The organism is Serratia montpellierensis (genome assembly GCF_020858655.1).
Classification (GTDB): Bacteria; Pseudomonadota; Gammaproteobacteria; order Enterobacterales; family Enterobacteriaceae; genus Serratia; species Serratia montpellierensis.
This window is the reverse complement of record NZ_VOSN01000002.1, coordinates 426,095-446,010: the sequence shown is the minus strand read 5'-3', so window position 1 is coordinate 446,010 and position 19,916 is coordinate 426,095. Positions and strand designations below refer to the sequence as shown.

Annotated in this window: 14 protein-coding genes, 1 pseudogene and 1 riboswitch; of the genes and pseudogenes, 11 read left to right on the top strand and 4 right to left on the bottom strand. The window is 62.3% G+C overall.

Annotated elements, in window-relative coordinates; genetic code table 11:
- Nucleotides 1-28: 28 nt before the first annotated feature.
- The gene (locus FUU19_RS03320; RefSeq protein WP_141970988.1) at nt 29-1,225 is read right to left on the bottom strand and encodes an MFS transporter; all 1,197 of its coding nucleotides are present in this window, start codon (nt 1,223-1,225) and stop codon (nt 29-31) included.
- Nucleotides 1,226-1,381: 156 nt separating this feature from the next.
- Nucleotides 1,382-1,555: a glucose uptake inhibitor SgrT gene (sgrT, locus tag FUU19_RS03315; RefSeq protein ID WP_004932838.1), complete on the bottom strand. Its 174-nt coding sequence runs from the start codon at nt 1,553-1,555 to the stop codon at nt 1,382-1,384.
- A 90-nt stretch (nt 1,556-1,645) separates the two neighbouring features.
- Between sgrT and sgrR the strand changes: the two are divergent.
- From sgrR to ilvN, 7 genes and pseudogenes are all read left to right on the top strand, one after another.
- Nucleotides 1,646-3,306 (top strand): annotated as a pseudogene (gene sgrR / locus FUU19_RS03310) (HTH-type transcriptional regulator SgrR).
- Nucleotides 3,307-3,343: 37 nt separating this feature from the next.
- Nucleotides 3,344-3,462, top strand: a riboswitch (TPP riboswitch).
- Nucleotides 3,463-3,519: 57 nt separating this feature from the next.
- On the top strand, nt 3,520-4,506 hold the full coding sequence (gene thiB, locus FUU19_RS03305; protein WP_141970992.1) for a thiamine ABC transporter substrate binding subunit: 987 nt from the start codon (nt 3,520-3,522) through the stop codon (nt 4,504-4,506).
- Complete coding sequence (gene thiP / locus FUU19_RS03300; RefSeq protein ID WP_230489597.1) at nt 4,482-6,089, top strand: thiamine/thiamine pyrophosphate ABC transporter permease ThiP; 1,608 nt, start codon at nt 4,482-4,484, stop codon at nt 6,087-6,089. Before thiB ends, thiP begins: the two co-directional genes overlap by 25 nt.
- Nucleotides 6,076-6,780 (top strand): thiamine ABC transporter ATP-binding protein ThiQ, encoded by a 705-nt coding sequence (thiQ, locus tag FUU19_RS03295; RefSeq protein ID WP_025301552.1) that lies wholly within the window; start codon nt 6,076-6,078, stop codon nt 6,778-6,780. The genes thiP and thiQ overlap by 14 nt, the downstream gene beginning before the upstream one ends.
- 88 nt (nt 6,781-6,868) lie before the next feature.
- The gene (ivbL, locus tag FUU19_RS03290; RefSeq protein WP_154747116.1) at nt 6,869-6,982 is read left to right on the top strand and encodes an ilvB operon leader peptide IvbL; all 114 of its coding nucleotides are present in this window, start codon (nt 6,869-6,871) and stop codon (nt 6,980-6,982) included.
- Between the two features lie 111 nt (nt 6,983-7,093).
- A complete protein-coding gene (gene ilvB / locus FUU19_RS03285) occupies nt 7,094-8,788 on the top strand; it encodes an acetolactate synthase large subunit (RefSeq protein WP_230489596.1) in 1,695 nt (564 codons plus the stop codon).
- 3 nt (nt 8,789-8,791) lie between these two features.
- On the top strand, nt 8,792-9,085 hold the full coding sequence (gene ilvN, locus FUU19_RS03280) for an acetolactate synthase small subunit (protein ID WP_016929110.1): 294 nt from the start codon (nt 8,792-8,794) through the stop codon (nt 9,083-9,085).
- A 27-nt stretch (nt 9,086-9,112) separates the two neighbouring features.
- Here ilvN and FUU19_RS03275 read toward each other — a convergent pair whose 3' ends face one another.
- On the bottom strand, nt 9,113-9,883 hold the full coding sequence (locus tag FUU19_RS03275) for a DedA family protein (RefSeq protein WP_126179554.1): 771 nt from the start codon (nt 9,881-9,883) through the stop codon (nt 9,113-9,115).
- Between the two features lie 214 nt (nt 9,884-10,097).
- Here FUU19_RS03275 and FUU19_RS03270 point away from each other — a divergent pair, with 214 nt between their 5' ends.
- The 3 genes from FUU19_RS03270 (at nt 10,098) to rluA (ending at nt 16,326) form a co-directional block, all read left to right on the top strand.
- Nucleotides 10,098-12,464: a DNA polymerase II gene (locus FUU19_RS03270; RefSeq protein ID WP_230489595.1), complete on the top strand. Its 2,367-nt coding sequence runs from the start codon at nt 10,098-10,100 to the stop codon at nt 12,462-12,464.
- Nucleotides 12,465-12,711: 247 nt separating this feature from the next.
- Nucleotides 12,712-15,618: an RNA polymerase-associated protein RapA gene (gene rapA / locus FUU19_RS03265; protein ID WP_197833304.1), complete on the top strand. Its 2,907-nt coding sequence runs from the start codon at nt 12,712-12,714 to the stop codon at nt 15,616-15,618.
- Nucleotides 15,619-15,675: 57 nt separating this feature from the next.
- Nucleotides 15,676-16,326, top strand: a complete 651-nt coding sequence (gene rluA, locus FUU19_RS03260; RefSeq protein ID WP_043135978.1) for a bifunctional tRNA pseudouridine(32) synthase/23S rRNA pseudouridine(746) synthase RluA — start codon at nt 15,676-15,678, stop codon at nt 16,324-16,326.
- A gap of 143 nt (nt 16,327-16,469) precedes the next feature.
- On the opposite strand, the gene djlA is transcribed toward rluA, so the two are convergent.
- A complete protein-coding gene (djlA, locus tag FUU19_RS03255; RefSeq protein WP_015376627.1) occupies nt 16,470-17,291 on the bottom strand; it encodes a co-chaperone DjlA in 822 nt (273 codons plus the stop codon).
- Nucleotides 17,292-17,519: 228 nt separating this feature from the next.
- Here djlA and lptD point away from each other — a divergent pair, with 228 nt between their 5' ends.
- On the top strand, nt 17,520-19,880 hold the full coding sequence (lptD, locus tag FUU19_RS03250; RefSeq protein ID WP_141971000.1) for an LPS assembly protein LptD: 2,361 nt from the start codon (nt 17,520-17,522) through the stop codon (nt 19,878-19,880).
- Nucleotides 19,881-19,916 lie beyond the last annotated feature (36 nt).

The window sequence follows — 19,916 nt, the reverse complement described above, 5'->3', positions numbered from 1 at the left end:
CTTGCATCAAGAATGCCGTCGTTTGACCTCACACTTCACGCACTTTGGCGCTCATCCAGAGCGCCGCCAGCGCCAACAGCGCCGCCATCCAATACACCGAGCCATGACCGAGGTTCTCCACCAGCACGCCCTGCAGCACCCCGGCCAGGATCACCCCGGTCGAGATACTGTTGGTGAACAGCGTGGTGGCGGCGCCCGGTCGGCCCGGCATCAAATCTTGAAAATAGAGCATGCCGATACCGGCGACGATGCCAATAAACACCGCGTTGAGCAGCTGCAGCGCGATCAGGGCCGGCTTGGCCGCCAGCACGATCAGCCCGAGATAAAACAGCACGCCCGCCGCCACCGCCAGCAGCATCATATTACGCTTGCCGAAGCGTTTGACGTAATAACCGGCCAGCAGCATCGCCGGTATCTCCAGCCCGGCAGCGGTGCCCATCAGCACCCCGGCCAGCCCTTCCGGCAGGCCGAGATCGGCGGTGATATACAGCGGCATGTCGATGATGTACAGGGTGTTGCAGGTCCACATCAGCATTGAGGCGATGAAGAGCCAACGCACGTCGCGATTGCGCCAGGCGCTGGCGGGCGCAATCGGCGCGGAAGCGCCATCCCGCAACCCTTCCCCCTCCGCCGCGCGCGGCACCGAAGGCAGCATGAATCCGACCAGCAGCACGCAGACCGCGAAGGTGGCGGCGGCGATCAGGAACATCACGGTAAAGCCGTAGTTCAGCGCCAACGCAAACGACAGCGGCGGGCCAATCACCCAGGCCAGCGAAAGCTGGGCGCGCATCACCGAGCTGAACATCACGACTTCACGCGCCTCGCTGTCGGCGTATTCCCGCGCCAGCGCGAAGATCTGCGGCATGGCGGTGTTGGCGATCGCCGCCATCAACACCCCGGCGGTGATCAGCGTCAGGTAGTCGCGGTTAAACGCGAACAACAGGCAATTGCCGACCGCCATCAGGCAGCACAGCAGGATCAGCCTGCGCCGATCGCCGCGGGTGTCCGAGCGCTTGGCCAGCATGAAGCTGACCACGATGCCGGCCACCGCGTTGGCGGTGTAAAACAGACCGACCCACAGCGGCCGCACTTTGACCTCGGTGGTCAGAAACAGGCTGAGCGTCGGCGTCAGCAACGCGCCGGCGATGCCGGAGAGAAAAGCGATCAGCAGGAATGCGGCAAAGATGGGGTTGATGCGCAGTGACAACCGGCTCAGGCGTTGCATATCGTCTTCCCTGACCTCAAAGCAGAAGAATGAACCTTAGGCCACGACGAGAAAAATGCAAGCATATCGCCATGACCACGCATAAAAAAACCAGTGGGTCGCCCCACTGGCTGGTGAAACAGCACCATTACTCAGAAACTTTTATACCGCAGCGCCTTACAGGTGCTCGCGATACTGTTTGTCCGTCATCTCTTTGATATCCCATTGCGTCAGGTGCGCCAGCATCGCCAGCCGCGCCTGTTCGGGCACCACGCTCAGCCAGTCGGCGCGCTGGCGGCGCACCGCGCTGAAATAGCGCTGATAGAACTGCCTGGATAAGAAAGCTTTCATGATTACGCCCTCCCCTTTCATTGATGAAAATTATCGGCGTAATATAGGGAAAGATAAATTGACGAGTTGAGGCGGGAGCGTTCCTCTTTTATGTCCACGTCCAGATTGCAGCAACAGTTCATCCGCCTGTGGCAGCGCTGTCACGGTGAAACCACTGACACCACGCTGCAGGATCTGGCGGAGGTGCTCAGCTGCTCGCGGCGCCACGTGCGCTCCCTGCTGAGCGCCATGCAGCGGGAAGGCTGGCTCACCTGGCAGGCGGAGTCGGGGCGCGGCAAGCGTTCACGGCTTACCTTCCACTACACCGGCCTGGCGCTGCAGCAACAGCGGGCCGAGGAGCTGCTGGAGCAGGACCGCATCGATCAGCTGGTGCAGTTGGTGGGCGACAAAAACGTGGTGCGCCAGATGCTGCTGTCGCAGCTGGGTCGCAGCTTCCGCCAGGGTAAACACATCCTGCGGGTGCTCTACTACCGGCAGCTGTACAACCTGCTGCCCGGCTCGGCGCTGCGGCGTTCGGAGACCCATTTGGCGCGCCAGATCTTCAACGGCCTGACGCGCATAAATGAGGAAAACGGGGAACTGGAATCCGATCTGTCTCACCATTGGCAGGCGCTGACGCCGCTGCACTGGCGGTTTTATCTGCGCCCGGCAATCCATTTTCATCATGGCCGCGAGCTGGAGATGGCAGACGTCATCACTTCCCTCTCGCGTCTCACCTCGCAACCGCTGTTCTCGCATATCGAGAGCGTCACCTCGCCGACGCCGTTCGTTATCACGTGCATCTGCGCAGCCCCGATCACTGGCTGCCCTGGCTGCTGGGCAGCGTGCAGGCCATGATCCTACCGCACGAATGGCGCGAACTGCCGGATTTCGCCCGCCATCCGGTCGGCACCGGCCCCTACCGCGTGGTGCGCAACCTTCCCAGCCAGATGAAGATCCACGCCTTCGACGACTATTTCGGCTACCGGGCGCTTATTGATGAGGTCAATATCTGGGTGCTGCCGGAATTCTCCGAAGAGCTGGTGCACTCCGGCGTGCAGCTGCAGGGCAATGAAACCGGCAACAGCGAGCTGGAAAGCCGGCTGGAAGAAGGCTGTTATTTCCTGCTGTTCGATCAGCGATCCCCATTAGCGGCCGATCCTGCCATTCGCAGTTGGCTGTGCGAATTGATCAACCCCATTTCGCTGCTGAGCCACGCCGGGCCGCTCTACCAGCGCTATTGGTCGCCGGCGTACGGCCTGCTGCCGCGTTGGCACCACAACCGCACGCTGGCGCAGCAGCCCAAACCCGCGGGCCTGACCGAACTGACGATGACCCACTTCAATGAGCATTCGGAGTTTCACGCCATTCGCCAGGCGATCGAACCGCTGCTGGCGCAGCACGGCATCCGCCTGATCGTGCAAAGCGTGGATTACGCCACCTGGCACCAGGGCGACGCGCGCAGCGATCTGTGGCTCGGCAGCGCCAACTTCTATCTGCCGTTGGAGTTTTCGCTGTTCGCCACGCTGTACGAACTGCCGCTGATGCAGCACTGCATGAACGAGGATCTGGCGGAGGATGCGGCGCTGTGGCGCGCCAACCGCTTGCCGCTGGCCGAGTTCTGCCGGCGCCTGGTCAGCAACCACCAGCTGCATCCGCTGTTCCACCACTGGCTGCAGCTGCACGGCCAGCGCAGCATGCGCGGCGTGCGGATGAACACCCTGGGCTGGTTCGACTTCAAGTCCGCCTGGTTTGCCCCGCCGGAGGCATAAGCGCCTTTCGCCCAGGTCGGTTAATCTTTACAATAGCGCCGTCTCAACGGGGTGCGGAGAATAGGGCCGTGTGATAAGCCCGATTTTCCGCTGAGAGCACACCCGTCGAACCTGATCCGGTCAATACCGGCGGAGGGATTTGAGCCCAGCGAACCGGCGACGCCGCCTCGCCCCCTCAGATGCCCTTGCCCCCTTATTTTTCAGGAGTGCAACGTGGTCAAAAAATATCTGCCCTGCTTATTGCTGCTGTGCGCCGCGCCGGTGTTCGCCAAGCCGACGCTGACGGTATACACCTACGATTCCTTCGCCGCCGACTGGGGCCCAGGCCCGGCGGTGAAAAAAGCCTTCGAAGCCGAGTGCGACTGTGAACTGAAGTTCGTCGCGCTGGAAGACGGCGTCTCGCTGCTGAACCGCCTGCGCATGGAGGGCAAGAACAGCGCCGCCGACGTGGTGCTGGGGTTAGACAATAACCTGTTGCAGGCGGCGCAGCAAACCGGCCTGTTCGCGCCGAGCGGCGTCGACACCGCCAAACTGACGGTGCCGGGCGGCTGGCAGGATACGACCTTCGTGCCTTACGACTACGGATACTTCGCCTTCGTCTACAACAAAGAAAAACTGAAGAACCCGCCAAAAAGCCTGCAGGAGCTGATCAGCAGCGATCGCAACTGGAAGGTGATTTACGAAGATCCCCGCACCAGCACGCCGGGCCTCGGCCTGCTGCTGTGGATGCAAAAAGTGTATGGCGACAAGGCGCCGGCCGCCTGGCAGCAGTTAGCGAAAAAGACCGTCACCGTCACCAAAGGCTGGAGCGAGGCCTACGGCCTGTTCCTGAAAGGCGAAGGCGATCTGGTGCTCAGCTACACCACCTCTCCCGCCTATCACCTGATCGCAGAGAAAAAAGATCTCTATGCCGCCGCCATGTTCAGTGAAGGTCACTACCTGCAGGTGGAAGTGGCGGGCAAGCTGAAGGCCGCCAAACAGCCTGAGCTGGCGGAGCGCTTCATGCAGTTCATGGTGACGCCGGCGTTCCAGAACACCATCCCGACCGGCAACTGGATGTATCCGGTGATCAACACCCCACTGCCCGTCGGCTTTGAGCAGATGAACGTACCGCATACCGCGCTGCAATACAGCGCCGAAGAGGTGGCCACACAACGCGGTGGTTGGATCCGGGCATGGCAAACTGCCGTCAGCCGTTGATCCCCCGCTGGCTCTGGCCGGGGCTGCTGGCCGCCGGCGTGATCCTGCTGGTCGCCGCGCTGGCGATGGGCTCGCTGTGGCGCCATGCGCCGGACAGCGACTGGCGCGGCCTGTGGCAGGACAGCTACCTGTGGCACGTGGTGCGCTTCACCTTCTGGCAGGCGCTGTTGTCGGCGCTGATTTCGGTGCTGCCCGCCGTTCTGCTGGCGCGTGCGCTCTATCGCCGCCGTTTCCCCGGCCGGCAGCTGCTGCTGCGGCTGTGCGCCATGACGCTGGTGCTGCCGGTGTTGGTGGCGGTGTTCGGCCTGCTCAGCGTCTATGGCCGCCAGGGCTGGCTGGCGACGCTGTGCGGCTGGCTGGGCGTCGAGTATGGCTTCTCGCCCTACGGGCTGCAGGGCATTCTGCTGGCGCACCTGTTCTTTAACCTGCCGCTGGCCACCCGCCTGTTGCTGCAGGCGCTGGAGAACATTCCGGTGGAGCAGCGCCAGCTGGCCGCCCAACTGGGTATGAGCGGCTGGCAGCAGTTCCGCTTCGTCGAATGGCCGGCGCTGCGCCGCCAGATCCTGCCGAGCGGCGCGTTGATTTTTATGCTGTGCTTCGCCAGCTTCGCCACCGTGCTATCGCTGGGCGGCGGACCGCAGGCCACCACCATCGAACTGGCGATCTACCAGGCGCTGAGTTACGACTACGATCTGGGCCGCGCCGCCATGCTGGCGCTGATCCAGTTAAGCTGTTGTCTGGGGCTGGTGTTGATCAGCCAGCGCCTGAGCCAGGCGCTGCCGGTGGGCCATACCCACGCCCAACGCTGGCGCAACCCGGAAGACAGCCGGTGGCGACGCGTCGGCGATTTTCTGCTGATCGCCGCCGCGCTGCTCCTGCTGCTGCCGCCTCTGCTGGCGGTGATCGCCGACGGCGCCAATCAGGCCGTCGTCAGCGTGCTGCGCCAGCCGGTGCTGTGGCAGGCGCTGTTCACGTCGCTGCGCATCGCCCTCGGCGCCGGGCTGCTGTGCGTGGCGCTCACGATGATGCTGCTGTGGAGCAGCCGCGAGCTGAAGCTGCGGCAGCAGCTGCGCGGCGGCCAGGCGCTGGAGCTGAGCGGCATGGTGATCCTGGCGATGCCGGGCATCGTGCTGGCCACCGGCTTCTTCCTGCTGCTGAGCGATACGATCGGGCTGCCGCAGTCGCCCTATGCGCTGGTGATCCTCACCAATGCGCTGATGGCGGTACCCTATGCGCTGAAGGTGTTGGAGAACCCGATGCGCGACCTCGCCGAACGTTACAACCCGCTGTGCCTGTCGCTGGATATCCGCGGCTGGCAACGGCTGCGGCTGATCGAACTGCGCGCCCTGCGCCGCCCGCTGGCGCAGGCGCTGGCCTTCGCCTGCGTGCTGTCGATCGGCGATTTCGGCGTGGTCGCCTTGTTTGGCAACGAGCATTTCCGTACCCTGCCTTTTTACCTGTATCAGCAGATTGGCGCCTACCGCAGCAACGACGGGGCGGTGACCGCGCTGCTGTTGCTGCTGTTGTGCTTCCTGCTGTTTACCCTGATCGAACGCTTACCGGGGCGCCATGCTGACGCTTGAAAAACTGACCTATCTGTATGAACACCTGCCGATGCGCTTTGATCTGCGCATTCAGCCGGGCGAGCGCGTCGCGGTGCTCGGCCCCAGCGGCGCCGGTAAAAGCACCCTGCTGAGTTTGATCGCCGGTTTTCTGCCGGCGGCCAGCGGCCGGCTGCTGCTGAACGGCGAGGACCACACCGCCACGCCGCCGGCCAAACGGCCGGTGTCGATGCTGTTTCAGGAAAACAACCTGTTCGCGCACCTGACGGTGGCGCAGAACATCGGGCTGGGGTTGGATCCCGGTCTGCGCTTGACTGAACAGCAGCGCCAACAGCGGGCGCATATCGCCCGTCAGGTCGGCCTGGAGGAACACTTGGAGCGCCTGCCATCGCAGCTTTCCGGCGGCCAGCGTCAGCGCGCCGCGCTGGCGCGCTGTTTGATTCGCCAACGGCCGATCCTGTTGCTCGACGAGCCTTTCTCAGCGCTCGATCCGGCGCTGCGCAACGAGATGCTGCAGCTGCTGCAGACGGTGTGCGAACAGCGCAACCTGACGCTGCTGATGGTGTCGCATAACCTCGACGACGCCGCGCGCATCGCGCCGCGCACGCTGCTGGTGGTCGACGGGCGCATCTACTACGACGGCCCGACGCAGGCCCTGCTGGACGGCAGCGCGCCCGAAGCGCGCGTGCTTGGCATTTCGGGTAAAGCGTGATCTGACGCGCGTTTTTTATGCTGCGCCAATAAACCTGTTGTGCGAATTTTGCGCCTGTGTTTTTATAAAAACCTGACTTTTTTTACTGATGATAAGGTTCCCTGTGATCGCATCCTCGCTGACTTCGACCCTACTAGTTACCGCGCTACCAGCCGCGGTGGTCGTCGTGCGTGTGGTGGTGGTCGTCGGCAATGCGCCGTAGGGTCCGAATCAACGCATCGATTCCCAAACCCCGCCGGCGCAAACCGGGCGGGGTTTCTTGTTTTAGCACCCTGCCCAGCAAAGCTCACCGGCCTTGAGAAAGGACAGGAACATGGCAACTTCGGGCACGCCTCAACCGAGCACCCGCTTCACCGGCGCACAATTGATCGTTCATCTGCTGGAGCGGCAGGGCATCACCACCGTCGCCGGCATCCCCGGCGGCGCGGCGCTGCCGCTGTATGACGCGCTGAGCCAAAGCACCCGCATACACCACGTGCTGGCGCGCCACGAACAGGGCGCGGGCTTTATGGCGCAGGGCATGGCGCGCGCCAACGGCAAAGCGGCGGTGTGCATCGCCTCCAGCGGGCCGGGCGCCACCAACCTGGTCACCGCCATCGCCGACGCCAAGCTCGACTCCATTCCGCTGGTGTGCATCACCGGTCAGGTGCCCTCCTCAATGATCGGCACCGACGCCTTCCAGGAGGTGGACACCTACGGCATTTCCATTCCGATCACCAAGCACAACCATCTGGTACGCGATATCCGCGAACTGCCGCAGGTGATCGGCGACGCATTCCGCATCGCCGAGTCCGGCCGCCCCGGCCCGGTCTGGATCGATGTGCCGAAAGACGTGCAGACTGCCAGCATCACGCTGGAAGAGCTGCCGCCGATCGCCGTACCGGACGCCGCACCGAGCTTCGATCCGGCGCTGGTTTCGCAGGCCGCGGCGATGATCAACCAGGCGAAACGCCCGATCCTCTACCTGGGCGGCGGCATCATCTGCGCCGACGCTCACCACCAGGCGCTGGAACTGGCTGAGCGCGCCGGTCTGCCTACCACCATGACGCTGATGGCGCTGGGGGCGATGCCGGTGGAACACCCGCTGTCGCTGGGCATGCTGGGCATGCACGCGGCGCGTAGCACCAATTTCATTCTGCAGGAGGCCGATCTGCTGATCGTGCTGGGCGCGCGCTTCGACGATCGGGCAATCGGCAAAACCGAGCAGTTCTGCCCTAACGCCGCCATCATTCACGTGGATATCGACCGCGCCGAGCTGGGCAAGGTCAAACAGGCCAACGTGGCGATCCATGCCGACGTCGGCCAGGTACTGCAACAGCTGCTGCCGCAGATCGACACGCAGCCGCGCAGCGCGTGGCTGAACACGGTCAACGACCTGAAGCGCGAGTTCCCGTTCAACATGCCGAACGCCGACGATCCGCTGAGCCATTACGGCCTGGTGCTGGCCGCCGCGCGCTGCGTGGACGACAGCGCCATTATCACCACCGACGTGGGCCAGCATCAGATGTGGGTGGCGCAGGCCTATCCGCTGAGCCGGCCGCGCCAGTGGCTGACGTCGGGCGGCCTGGGCACCATGGGCTTCGGTCTGCCGGCGGCGATCGGTGCGGCGCTGGCGGAGCCCGAGCGTAAAGTGCTGTGCTTCTCCGGCGACGGTAGCCTGATGATGAACATTCAGGAAATGGCCACCGCGGTCGAACACGATCTGGACGTGAAAATCATTTTGATGAACAACCAGGCGCTGGGGCTGGTGCACCAGCAGCAAACCCTGTTCTACCAGCAGCGCATCTTCGCCGCCGCCTATCCGAAGCGCACCGACTTCCTGAAGATCGCCGCCGGATTCGGGTTGGATACCTGCGATCTGAACGCCGCGGAAGATCCGCAGGCCGCGCTGGCCGAAGCGATCCAACGCCCGGGCCCTTGCCTAATCCACGCGCTGATCGACATCAACGAAAAAGTGTTCCCGATGGTGCCGCCGGGCGCCGCCAACATCGACATGATTGGAGAATAAGCCATGCTGCAACCACAAGATAAACCCCAGGTGATCCTGGAGCTGGCCGTGCGCAACCATCCCGGCGTCATGTCGCACGTTTGCGGGCTGTTCGCCCGCCGCGCGTTCAACGTCGAAGGCATTCTGTGTCTGCCGCTGAAGGACGGCCAGCAGAGCCGCATTTGGCTACTGGTCGCCGACGATCAGCGGCTGGAGCAAATGATAAGCCAGGTGGAAAAGCTGGAAGACGTGCTGCAGGTGAAGCGCCACAGCGAAGACGTGCGGGTATTTGAACAGCTGGAAGCGTTCTTCCAGTAAGGCAAACGGGGGCTTACGCCCCCGCAATCATTGCCCGGACAGCACCTGCCACAACAGGTGCCGATACACCGGCATCAGCGGCTGCTGGCTCAGCAGATAGCCGACCGCCAGCGCCGCCAGCCAACTCACGGCGCACACCACGCGCAGCCGCAGCGGCGTCAGCCAACGGCTCAGCCGATCGGCGTTGCGTTTGCCCTCACGCCACCAGCGCCAGCTCAGCCACACCGCCAGCCAGAGGGTGAGCGCCGCAGCGAGCAGCAACCACTTGAACATCGCGCTGTTGGCGCCGGCGGGAATGTCGATCGCCACGCCCGCCAAAATGCCGGGGAAGAAATAGACCGGCGGCCAGGTCAGGCAGCCGATGATGTTCGGCAGCGCGAACTTGTACGGCGGCAGATCGAGCATGCCGGCCACCATCGGCACCAGCGGGCGCGTCGGGCCAACGAAGCGGCCGATCAGAACGGTCGCCATGCTGTGCTGGTGCAAGGCGTGTTCGGTTTTGTCGAGCAGCGCTTTGTTCTTCTTCAGGAACGACCAGCGGTGCAAAGGCCCCTTAAAGGCGCGGCCGACGAAATAGGAGATCCAGTCGCCGAGCAGGCAGCCGACGATCCCCGCCGCCCAGGCATAGTAAAAGTCCACTTTGCCGCTGCCGATCAGCGCGCCGATGCTGGCCATCATCACCGTGCCGGGCAGCAGCAGCCCCACCAGCGCCAACGACTCGAGAAAAGCGACCAGCAGAACGACCATCAGGGTGAAAGCCAGGGACTGGGTGATCAAATCTTGTAAATAGGCTTCCATTACACCTCTGCAGATTATTCGGCCAAACGGGGCGGAGGATTTTCCAGTGCCGCCGCAGACGAGTCAATCGATGAATTGTATGCGTATTTGGCAGCGCCGTACGCCGATGGACAATGACTGTATAAAAACACATACTATAATTTATCTATATTAGCGCCAAAACCGACATCTCGCTGAATGTCGCGCACGCCGCCCGGCCGAAGACGAAGGGGTTATGACAGCACTGCAACAGGGTTTCCTGCTCACTCGCCACTGGCGCGACACGCCCGCCGGCACCGAGGTCGAATTTTGGCTGGCGACCGACGCAGGCCCGCGTCAACTGCGCCTGCCGCCGCAAACCTCGGTGGCGTTTATCCCCGCCGAACAAAGGCAGCGCGCGGAACTGCTGCTGTGTGAAGAACGGCAAGTCGAACTGAAACCGCTGGCACTGACGGATTTTCACCACCGCCCAATGCTGGGGTTGTACTGCCGCCAGCACCGTCAGCTCATCAAGCTGGAAAAGCTGCTGCGGGAAGGCGGCGTTGCGGTCTATGAAGCCGACGTTCGCCCGCCCGAGCGCTACCTGATGGAACGCTTCATCACCGCGCCGGTGTGGTTCAACGGCCAGGACAACGGCGATGGGCCGTTGCTCAGCGGCCAGATGAAGCCGGCGCCGGACTACCGCCCGACGCTCAGGCTGGTGTCGCTGGATATCGAAACCACCGCCCACGGCGAGCTTTACTCCATCGCGCTGGAAGGCTGTGGCCAGCGGCAGGTCTACATGCTGGGGCCGGCCAACGGCGGCGATGAGCCGCTGGATTTCGATTTGGAATACTGCGCCAGCCGCCCTCAGCTGCTGGAACGGTTGAACGCGTGGCTGGAGCGCCACGATCCCGACGCCATCATCGGCTGGAACCTGGTGCAGTTCGATCTGCGGGTACTGCAAAAGCACGCCGAACGCTACCAAATCCCGCTGCGGCTGGGGCGTAGCGGCAACCTGCTGGAGTGGCGCGAGCACGGCTTCAAGCAGAATCACTTTTTCGCCGCCGCCGCCGGCCGCCTGATCATCGACGGCATCGAGGCGCTGAAATCCGCCACCTGGAACTTTCCTTCCTTCAGCCTGGAATACGTTTCGCAGGCGCTGCTGGGCGAAGGCAAGGCGATCGACAACCCTTATCAGCGCATGGCGGAGATCGACCGACGCTTCGCCGAAGACAAGCCGGCGCTGGCCCGCTACAACCTGAAGGACTGCGAGCTGGTGACGCGCATCTTCGCCAAGGCCGATCTGCTCAACTTCCTGCTGGAGCGCGCCACCGTCACCGGGCTGGCGGCCGATCGCAGCGGCGGATCGGTGGCGGCCTTCAGCCACCTCTATATGCCGCGCATGCATCGCCTGGGCTTTGTCGCCCCCAACCTTGGCGAACAGCCGGAGGAGCACAGCCCCGGCGGCTTCGTGATGGACTCCCAGCCCGGCCTGTACGATTCGGTGCTGGTACTGGACTATAAAAGCCTGTATCCGTCGATCATCCGCACCTTCCTGATCGATCCGGTCGGGTTGGTGGAAGGCATGCGCCACCCCAGCGACGCCGATTCGGTGCCCGGCTTTCGCAACGCCCGTTTCTCGCGCAACAAACACTGCCTGCCGGCGATCGTCGAACAGATCTGGCAGGGGCGCGAGGCCGCCAAGCGCCAACACAACAAGCCCCTGTCGCAGGCGTTGAAGATCATCATGAACGCGCTGTACGGCGTGCTGGGATCGAGCGGCTGCCGCTTCTTCGATCCGCGGCTGGCGTCGTCGATCACTCTGCGCGGCCACGAGATCATGCGCCAAACCCGCGAGCTGATCGAAGCCGATGGCTATCAGGTGATTTACGGCGACACCGACTCCACCTTCGTTTGGCTGAAACAGCCGCATGACGAGCAGCAGGCCGCGCAGATCGGCCGGGCGCTGGTGCAACGGGTCAACGCCTGGTGGCAGCAGCATCTGCAGCAGCAGTTCGGGCTGGAGAACGCGCTGGAGCTGGAGTTCGAAACCCACTATTCCCGCTTCCTGATGCCGACCATTCGCGGCGCCGAACAGGGCAGCAAGAAACGCTACGCCGGCCTGATCGCGCGTGCCGACGGCCAGGAAGAGATGGTGTACAAAGGCCTGGAAACGGTGCGCACCGACTGGACGCCGCTGGCGCAGGAGTTCCAGCAGCAGCTCTATCAGCGCATCTTCAAACGGCAACCCTACCAGGACTACGTGCGCGACTACGTCGGCAAAACCCTGAACGGCGACTTCGACGATCAGCTGGTGTACCGCAAACGGCTGCGCAGGAAACTCGACGACTATCAGCGCAACGTGCCGCCTCACGCCCGCGCCGCGCGCATCGCCGACGACTACAACCGCAGCCAGGGGCGGCCGCTGCAGTATCAGAACGGCGGCTGGATCAGCTATGTGATGACCGTCGCCGGGCCGGAACCGCTGGAAACCCGCCATTCGCCCATCGACTATCAGCATTACCTCGAACGCCAGCTGCAACCGGTGGCAGACGCTATACTCCCTTTCTTGCACGACGATTTCACTACGCTGGTCACCGGGCAGATGGGGCTGTTTTGAGATTGCGCCAGGTTAAGAAAAATCATCCGGTTTTGCAGGTGACGAACGCGCCGCCTTCCATTACCATAGCGCCCTTCCCAAAACTGAACCACGCTTAGCCCTGCCGTCTCGCGACGTCTGCATGGCGTGAACGGCTATTGCCCGTCAAATTTAAAACAAACCGGGATTAGCAGACGTTCAGTACAGGTGCCGCGGCCCTTCCCGCCCGGTAACAAGACTTACTTACAAAGAATCGAGCCGACAATATATGCCTTTTACTCTTGGTCAACGCTGGATCAGCGATACGGAAAGCGAATTAGGACTGGGCACCGTCGTGGCGCTGGACGCGCGCATGGTTACCCTGCTTTTCCCCGCCACCGGTGAAAACCGCCTCTATGCCAGAAATGATTCGCCGATCACCCGCGTGATGTTCAACCCGGGCGATACCGTCAGCAGCCACGAGGGATGGCAGCTGCAGGTGGAAGAGGTGAAAGAGGAAAACGGTCTGTTGACCTATATCGGCACCCGCCAGGACACCCAGGAAGGCGGCGTGGCGATGCGCGAAGTGCTGCTGGACAGCAAGCTGACCTTCAGCAAACCGCAGGATCGCCTGTTCGCCGGCCAGATCGACCGCATGGACCGTTTCGCGCTGCGTTTCCGCGCGCGCAAATACCAGAGCGAGCAGTATCGGCTGCCGTTCGCCGGCCTGCGCGGCATGCGCGCCAGCCTGATCCCGCACCAGTTGCACATCGCCCATGAAGTCGGTCAGCGTCATGCGCCGCGCGTCCTGCTGGCGGACGAAGTCGGCCTCGGTAAAACCATCGAAGCCGGCATGATCATCCACCAGCAGTTGCTGGCGGGCCGCGCCGAACGCGTGTTGATCGTGGTGCCGGAAACGCTGCAGCACCAGTGGCTGGTGGAGATGATGCGCCGCTTCAACCTCTACTTCTCGCTGTTCGACGACAGCCGCTACGCCGAAGCCAAGCTCGACAGCAGCAACCCGTTCGAAACCGAACAGCTGGTGATCTGCTCGCTGGACTTCGTGCGCCGCAACAAGCAGCGCCTGGAAGAGCTGGCGGACGCCCAGTGGGATCTGCTGGTGGTCGACGAAGCGCACCACCTGGCCTGGAGCGAAGAAGCGCCGAGCCGCGAATATCAGGTGATCGAACAGCTGGCCGAGCATATCCCCGGCGTGCTGCTGCTGACCGCCACCCCGGAACAGCTGGGCCAACAGAGCCACTTTGCGCGCCTGCGCCTGCTCGATCCAAATCGTTTCCATGACTACGGCGAGTTCGTTGCCGAGCAGCAAAAATATCGCCCGGTGGCCGACGCCGTCACCCTGCTGCTGAGCGGTGAGCGCCTGACCGACGACAAATTGAACCTGCTGGGCGAGCTGATCGACGAGCAGGACATCGAACCGCTGCTCAAAGCCGCCAACAGCGAAGGTGACAACGCCGAGCAGGCGCGTCAGGAGCTGGTTTCCATGCTGATGGATCGCCACGGCACCAGCCGCGTGCTGTTCCGCAACACCCGTAACGGCGTGAAGGGCTTCCCGCACCGCAACCTGCACCAGATCAAGCTGCCGCTGCCGACCCAGTATCAGACCGCGATCAAAGTCTCCGGCATCATGGGCGCCAAGAAGTCCGTCGAAGCACGCGCGCGCGACATGCTGTACCCGGAGCAGATTTATCAGGAGTTCGAGGGCGAAAACGCCACCTGGTGGAACTTCGACCCGCGCGTCGAGTGGCTGCTGGACTACCTGCTGGCCAACCGTAACGAAAAAGTGCTGGTGATCTGCGCCAAGGCCGACACCGCGCTGCAGCTGGAGCAGGTACTGCGCGAGCGTGAAGCGATCCGCGCCGCCGTGTTCCACGAAGGGCTGTCGATCATCGAGCGCGACCGCGCCGCCGCCTACTTCGCCTCCGAAGAAGAAGGCGCACAGGTGCTGCTGTGTTCCGAGATCGGCTCCGAAGGCCGCAACTTCCAGTTCGCCAGCCAGCTGGTGATGTTCGATCTGCCGTTCAACCCGGATCTGCTGGAGCAGCGTATCGGCCGTCTGGATCGTATCGGTCAGATGCACGATATCCAAATCATGGTGCCTTACCTGGAGCACACCGCGCAGGCGGTGCTGGGCCGTTGGTTCCACGAGGGCCTGGATGCCTTCGAACACACCTGCCCGACCGGCCGCACCATCTACGACAGCTGCTACGAGCAATTGATCGGCTATCTGGCCGCGCCGACCGAACAGGAAGGCTTCGACGAATTCATCCACGCCTGCCGCCAGCAGCACGATCAGTTGAAAGCGCAGCTGGAACAGGGCCGCGACCGGCTGCTGGAGATGCACTCCAACGGCGGCGACAAGGCCCAGGCGCTGGCCGCCGCCATCGCCGAGCAGGATAACGACGTCAACCTGGTGGGCTTCGCGCTCAACCTGTTCGACATCGTCGGCATCAATCAGGAAGACCGCAGCGACAGCCTGATCGTGCTGACACCGTCCGATCATATGCTGGTGCCGGACTTCCCTGGCCTGCCGCAGGACGGCTGCACCGTCACCTTCGACCGCGATCAGGCGCTGTCGCGCGAAGATGCGCAGTTCGTCAGCTGGGAACACCCGATCATCCGCAACGGCCTGGATCTGATCCTCTCCGGCGATACCGGCAGCTGCGCGGTGTCCCTGTTGAAAAACAAAGCGTTGCCGGTTGGCACTCTGCTGGTTGAACTGGTGTACGTGGTGGAAGCCCAGGCGCCGAAGCACCTGCAGCTGACCCGCTTCCTGCCGCCGACGCCGATCCGCATGCTGATGGACCGCAAGGGCACCAACCTGGCGGCGCAGGTCGAGTTCGAAAGCTTCAACCGCCAGTTGAACGCGGTCAACCGCCACACCTCCAGCAAGCTGGTCAACGCCGTGCAGCAAGATGTGCACGCCATGCTGCAGCAGGCGGAAAGCCTGGTGGAAGCGCAGGCACGCACGCTTATCGAACAGGCGAAGCAAGAGGCGGACGACAAGCTGAGCGCCGAGCTGGCGCGTCTGGAAGCGCTGAAGGCGGTCAACCCGAACATCCGCGACGACGAAGTCGAAACGCTGGAGTTCAACCGCCGTCAGGTGTTGGCTAACCTCAATGAAGCCGGCTGGCGCCTGGACGCCATTCGTCTGGTGGTGGTCACCCACCAGTAACCGGCGCGATGCGGGGAGACCACCGTCTCCCCGTTCGGCCCTTTTCGCGGAGCCAAGATGGAACCCTACAATCCCCCGCAGGACCCGCTGCACATCCTGTATCAGGATGAACACATCATGGTGGTCAACAAGCCGAGCGGCTTGCTGTCGGTGCCCGGCCGCGCGCCGGAAAACAAAGACAGCCTGATGACCCGCATTCAGGCCGATCACCCGGCCGCCGAATCGGTGCACCGGCTGGATATGGCCACCAGCGGGGTGATCGTGGTGGCGCTCAACAAGGCCGCCGAGCGTGAGCTGAAGCGTCAGTTTCGCGAACGCGAACCGAAGAAATCCTATATCGCCCGCGTTTGGGGGCATATGGCGCATGATGAAGGGTTGGTGGACTTGCCGCTGATCTGCGATTGGCCGAACCGGCCGCTGCAGAAGGTCTGTTTTGACACCGGCAAAGCGGCGCAAACGGAATATCGGGTGCTGTCGCGCGACGCCGACGGCAGCACCCGTGTGAAGCTAACCCCGATCACCGGCCGCTCGCATCAGCTGCGGGTGCACATGCTGGCGCTGGGGCACCCGATCCTTGGCGACGGTTTCTATGCCCCGCCGGAAGCCAAAGCGATGGCGCCACGGCTGCAGCTGCACGCGCAGGAGCTGCGCATCACCCACCCCGCTTTCCAGACGCCGATGCACTTTCGCGCCGAGCCGGATTTCTGAGCCCACCACTCAGGGATACCCTAAATAATTCGAGTTGCAGGAAGGCGGCAACTAAGCACAGCCCAGGGAGCGTACAAAAAGTACGTGACCGGGGTAAGCGCGGGCAGCCAACACACCTGCGGCTCGAAGTATGACGGGTATCGTTATTTAAAGCCTTTCTCGCGTTTGATCAGGTCGTACGCCGCCTGGATTTCCTGCGCTTTCTGCTTGGCCATTTCCATCATTTGCGGCGGCAAGCCTTTCGCCACCAGCTTATCCGGATGGTGTTCGCTCATCAGCTTGCGGTAGGCACGTTTGATGGTGGCGGCATCGTCGCTGCTGCGCACGCCGAGCACCTTGCACGCATCGTCGAGCGTCGGGCCACGCTGAGCCTGCTGATAGCCGCCCTGCGAATACCCGCCCTGCTGACCGCCGCCGAACTGGCGCCCGCCCTCCATCATGCTGAGGAACTGATCGAACTGCGCCCGCGAAATGCCCAGCTCTTCGGCGATGACATACAGTACCTGACGTTCATTCGGGTGCAGCGACCCGTCGGCGAACGCCGCCTGAATCTGAATTTCCAGAAACATCCGAATCAAATCGAAGCGGCCGAAACAGATGCTGCGGAACTGCTGCAGCGTCTCACGCAGCGGGAACTGGCTCTGTTTGCCCTCGCGGAACGCCTGCTGCGCGGCGGTGCGCGCTTCGCCGTGCAGCTGCAGACGATCCATGAACAGGCTGGCGATCTGGATATCCGCCTCGGTGACGCGTCCTTTGGATTTGGTCAGGTGGCCCATGACCTGAAAAGTGGTGCGGAAAAACAGCGTTTGCCGCGTTTGCTGATCGGTGAAAAATCCCCGGCTGCGCTTGTTGCTGCGCGCCGTATCGATCATATGACCGATAATCAGCCCCAGAACTACACCCCAGAATCCCGCGCCAGACCAGATGGCAACGATGACGCCGAGCAGTTTTCCCCAATACTGCATATACTCCTCAATTATCATGCCGAAAGCCGCCCGCTCTCCTCCGTTTCAGGAAAGGGCGCAGGCGATTTTTCCTAGAATTTGGATTATCATACCTGTCATTTATCTTTGCGCCTAACGACGACGCAAGTAAACGGCTGGATTTAGCACTAGCGCAACGCAGATGAGTAATATAGTCTCTGACCGTTTGCCGGACATGACGCCTCTGATGACGGAACACCAAAACCGCGTATGAAAAAAAGTTTCCCAACACTGCTGGCCACGATGATTTGGACGGCACTCTACAGTCAGCATGCGCTGGCTGATCTGGCCGAGCAATGCATGCTTGGCGTTCCCGTTTACGACAAGCCTTTGGTCAGCGGCGATCCGAACAGCCAACCGGTGACCATCAATGCCGATGACTCGCGCGCCGACTACCCGAAAAGCGCCCTGTTCAGCGGCAACGTGCGCGTCGAGCAGGGCAATAGCACCCTGACCGCCAAAGAAGTTGAGCTGAACCAGACGGAAAAACCCGGCCAGACGGATCCGGTTCGCACCGTCACCGCCACCGGCGACGTGCACTACAGCGACAATCAGATCAAACTGAAAGGCCCGAAGGCCTGGTCGAACCTGAATACCAAAGATACCGACGTCTATGAAGGCGACTACCAGATGGTAGGCCGCCAGGGGCGCGGCGACGCCGACAAGATGAAAATGCGCGGCGCCAACCGCTACACCATCCTGGAAAACGGCACCTTTACCTCCTGTCTGCCGGGTGACGACAGCTGGAGCGTGGTCGGCTCCGAAGTGATCCACGATCGCGAAGAGCAGGTGGCGGAAATATGGAACGCCCGCTTCCGCATCGGTGGCGTGCCGGTGTTCTACAGCCCGTACCTGCAATTACCGGTCGGCGACAAGCGCCGCTCCGGCTTCCTGATCCCGAACGCCAAATACGGCAGCAACAACGGCTTCGAGTTCATGTTGCCGTACTACTGGAACATTGCGCCGAACTACGACGCCACCATCACGCCGCACTATATGTCCAAGCGCGGCCTGCAGTGGCAGACCGAGTTCCGTTATCTGGTGCAGCCGGGCCTCGGCCTGATGGAGTTCGACTGGCTGCCGGACGACAAGGAATACGGCAAAGATCATGACGACAACAAACGCTGGTTGTTCTACTGGAACCACAACGGCGTCATGGATCAGGTATGGCGCTTCAACGTCGACTACACCAAGGTCAGCGATTCCAAATACTTCACCGATCTTGACTCCAAATACGGTTCCACCACCGACGGCTACGCCACGCAGAAATTCAGCCTCGGCTACGCCAACGAGAACTGGAACGCCACGCTGAGCTCCAAGCAGTTCCAGATCTACGACGATACCGATCGTTCACAGTCGGACTCATATAAAGTTCAGCCGCAGCTGGACCTGAACTACTACAAGAACGACCTCGGCCCGTTCGACTTCCATATTTACGGCCAGGCGGCCAAGTTCACCAGCGTCAACCCGTACAGCCCGGACGCTACCCGTCTGCACATGGAGCCGACGCTGAGCCTGCCGCTCACCAACGGCTGGGCCAGCCTGAACACCGAGGCCAAGGTGATGGCGACCCACTACCAGCAGGATATTCCTGACGGTTTCGCCACCAACTACCAGAACCGCAAAGGCGCCGCTGCACCGGAACTTGATGACTCGGTCAACCGCGTATTGCCGCAGTTCAAGGTCGACGGCAAGCTGGTGTTCGAACGCCCGATGATCTGGGCCGAAGGCGCCACCCAGACGCTGGAGCCGCGCGTGCAGTACCTGTACGTACCGTACCGCGACCAGAGTAACATCTACACCTACGACACCACGCTGCTGCAGACCGACTACTCCGGCCTGTTCCGTGACCGCACCTACAGCGGCCTGGATCGCATCGCTTCGCAGAACCGCGTCTCTACCGGTTTGACCACCCGCATTTATGATGACGCACTGGTTGAACGTTTTAACGCTTCCGTGGGTCAAATCTACTACTTCAGCCGTTCCCGTACCGGTGACCGGATGACCGGTTATGACAACAACGACGACACCGGCAGCGTGGCCTGGGCCGGCGATACCTATTGGAAAATCGACGATCGTTGGGGCCTGCGCGGCGGCCTGCAGTACGACACCCGCCTGAACAGCATCTCGCTGGGCAACGGCGTGGTGGAATACCGCCAGGACAGCGAGCGCGTGGTGCAGTTGAACTACCGTTACGCCACGCCGGAATATATCCAGACGGCGCTGAACACCCGGCAGGTTCCGGCCTTCCAGGACGGCATCTCGCAGGTGGGCATCACCGGCAGTTGGCCGATCGCCGATCGTTGGGCGGTGGTCGGGGCGTATTATTACGACACCCGCGCCAAACAATCCGCCGATCAGCTGGTGGGGCTGAAGTACAACACCTGCTGCTGGGCGGTGACTCTGGGCTATGAGCGCAAGATCACCGACTGGAACAACAGCAACAATACCAGCGTTTACGACAACAGAGTTTCGTTCAACGTCGAACTGCGCGGCCTGAGCAGCGATCATAGTCTCGGCTCCGCAGAAATGCTGCGCTCCGGCATTCTGCCGTATCAGCGCGCATTCTGACGCTTTGCAACACTTTGAAAACGAGAACTTTCACCC

What these genes read in the sequence shown, in the direction of transcription:
- rapA (WP_197833304.1), top strand. Translation starts at nt 12,712, where the DNA reads ATGCCTTTTACTCTTGGTCAACGCTGGATCAGCGATACGGAAAGCGAA.
- thiP (WP_230489597.1), top strand. Translation starts at nt 4,482, where the DNA reads ATGGCAAACTGCCGTCAGCCGTTGATCCCCCGCTGGCTCTGGCCGGGG.
- FUU19_RS03320 (WP_141970988.1), bottom strand. Translation starts at nt 1,225, where the DNA reads ATGCAACGCCTGAGCCGGTTGTCACTGCGCATCAACCCCATCTTTGCC.
- thiQ (WP_025301552.1), top strand. Translation starts at nt 6,076, where the DNA reads ATGCTGACGCTTGAAAAACTGACCTATCTGTATGAACACCTGCCGATG.
- djlA (WP_015376627.1), bottom strand. Translation starts at nt 17,291, where the DNA reads ATGCAGTATTGGGGAAAACTGCTCGGCGTCATCGTTGCCATCTGGTCT.
- ilvN (WP_016929110.1), top strand. Translation starts at nt 8,792, where the DNA reads ATGCTGCAACCACAAGATAAACCCCAGGTGATCCTGGAGCTGGCCGTG.
- ilvB (WP_230489596.1), top strand. Translation starts at nt 7,094, where the DNA reads ATGGCAACTTCGGGCACGCCTCAACCGAGCACCCGCTTCACCGGCGCA.
- sgrT (WP_004932838.1), bottom strand. Translation starts at nt 1,555, where the DNA reads ATGAAAGCTTTCTTATCCAGGCAGTTCTATCAGCGCTATTTCAGCGCG.
- FUU19_RS03275 (WP_126179554.1), bottom strand. Translation starts at nt 9,883, where the DNA reads ATGGAAGCCTATTTACAAGATTTGATCACCCAGTCCCTGGCTTTCACC.
- FUU19_RS03270 (WP_230489595.1), top strand. Translation starts at nt 10,098, where the DNA reads ATGACAGCACTGCAACAGGGTTTCCTGCTCACTCGCCACTGGCGCGAC.
- rluA (WP_043135978.1), top strand. Translation starts at nt 15,676, where the DNA reads ATGGAACCCTACAATCCCCCGCAGGACCCGCTGCACATCCTGTATCAG.
- lptD (WP_141971000.1), top strand. Translation starts at nt 17,520, where the DNA reads ATGAAAAAAAGTTTCCCAACACTGCTGGCCACGATGATTTGGACGGCA.
- ivbL (WP_154747116.1), top strand. Translation starts at nt 6,869, where the DNA reads ATGATAAGGTTCCCTGTGATCGCATCCTCGCTGACTTCGACCCTACTA.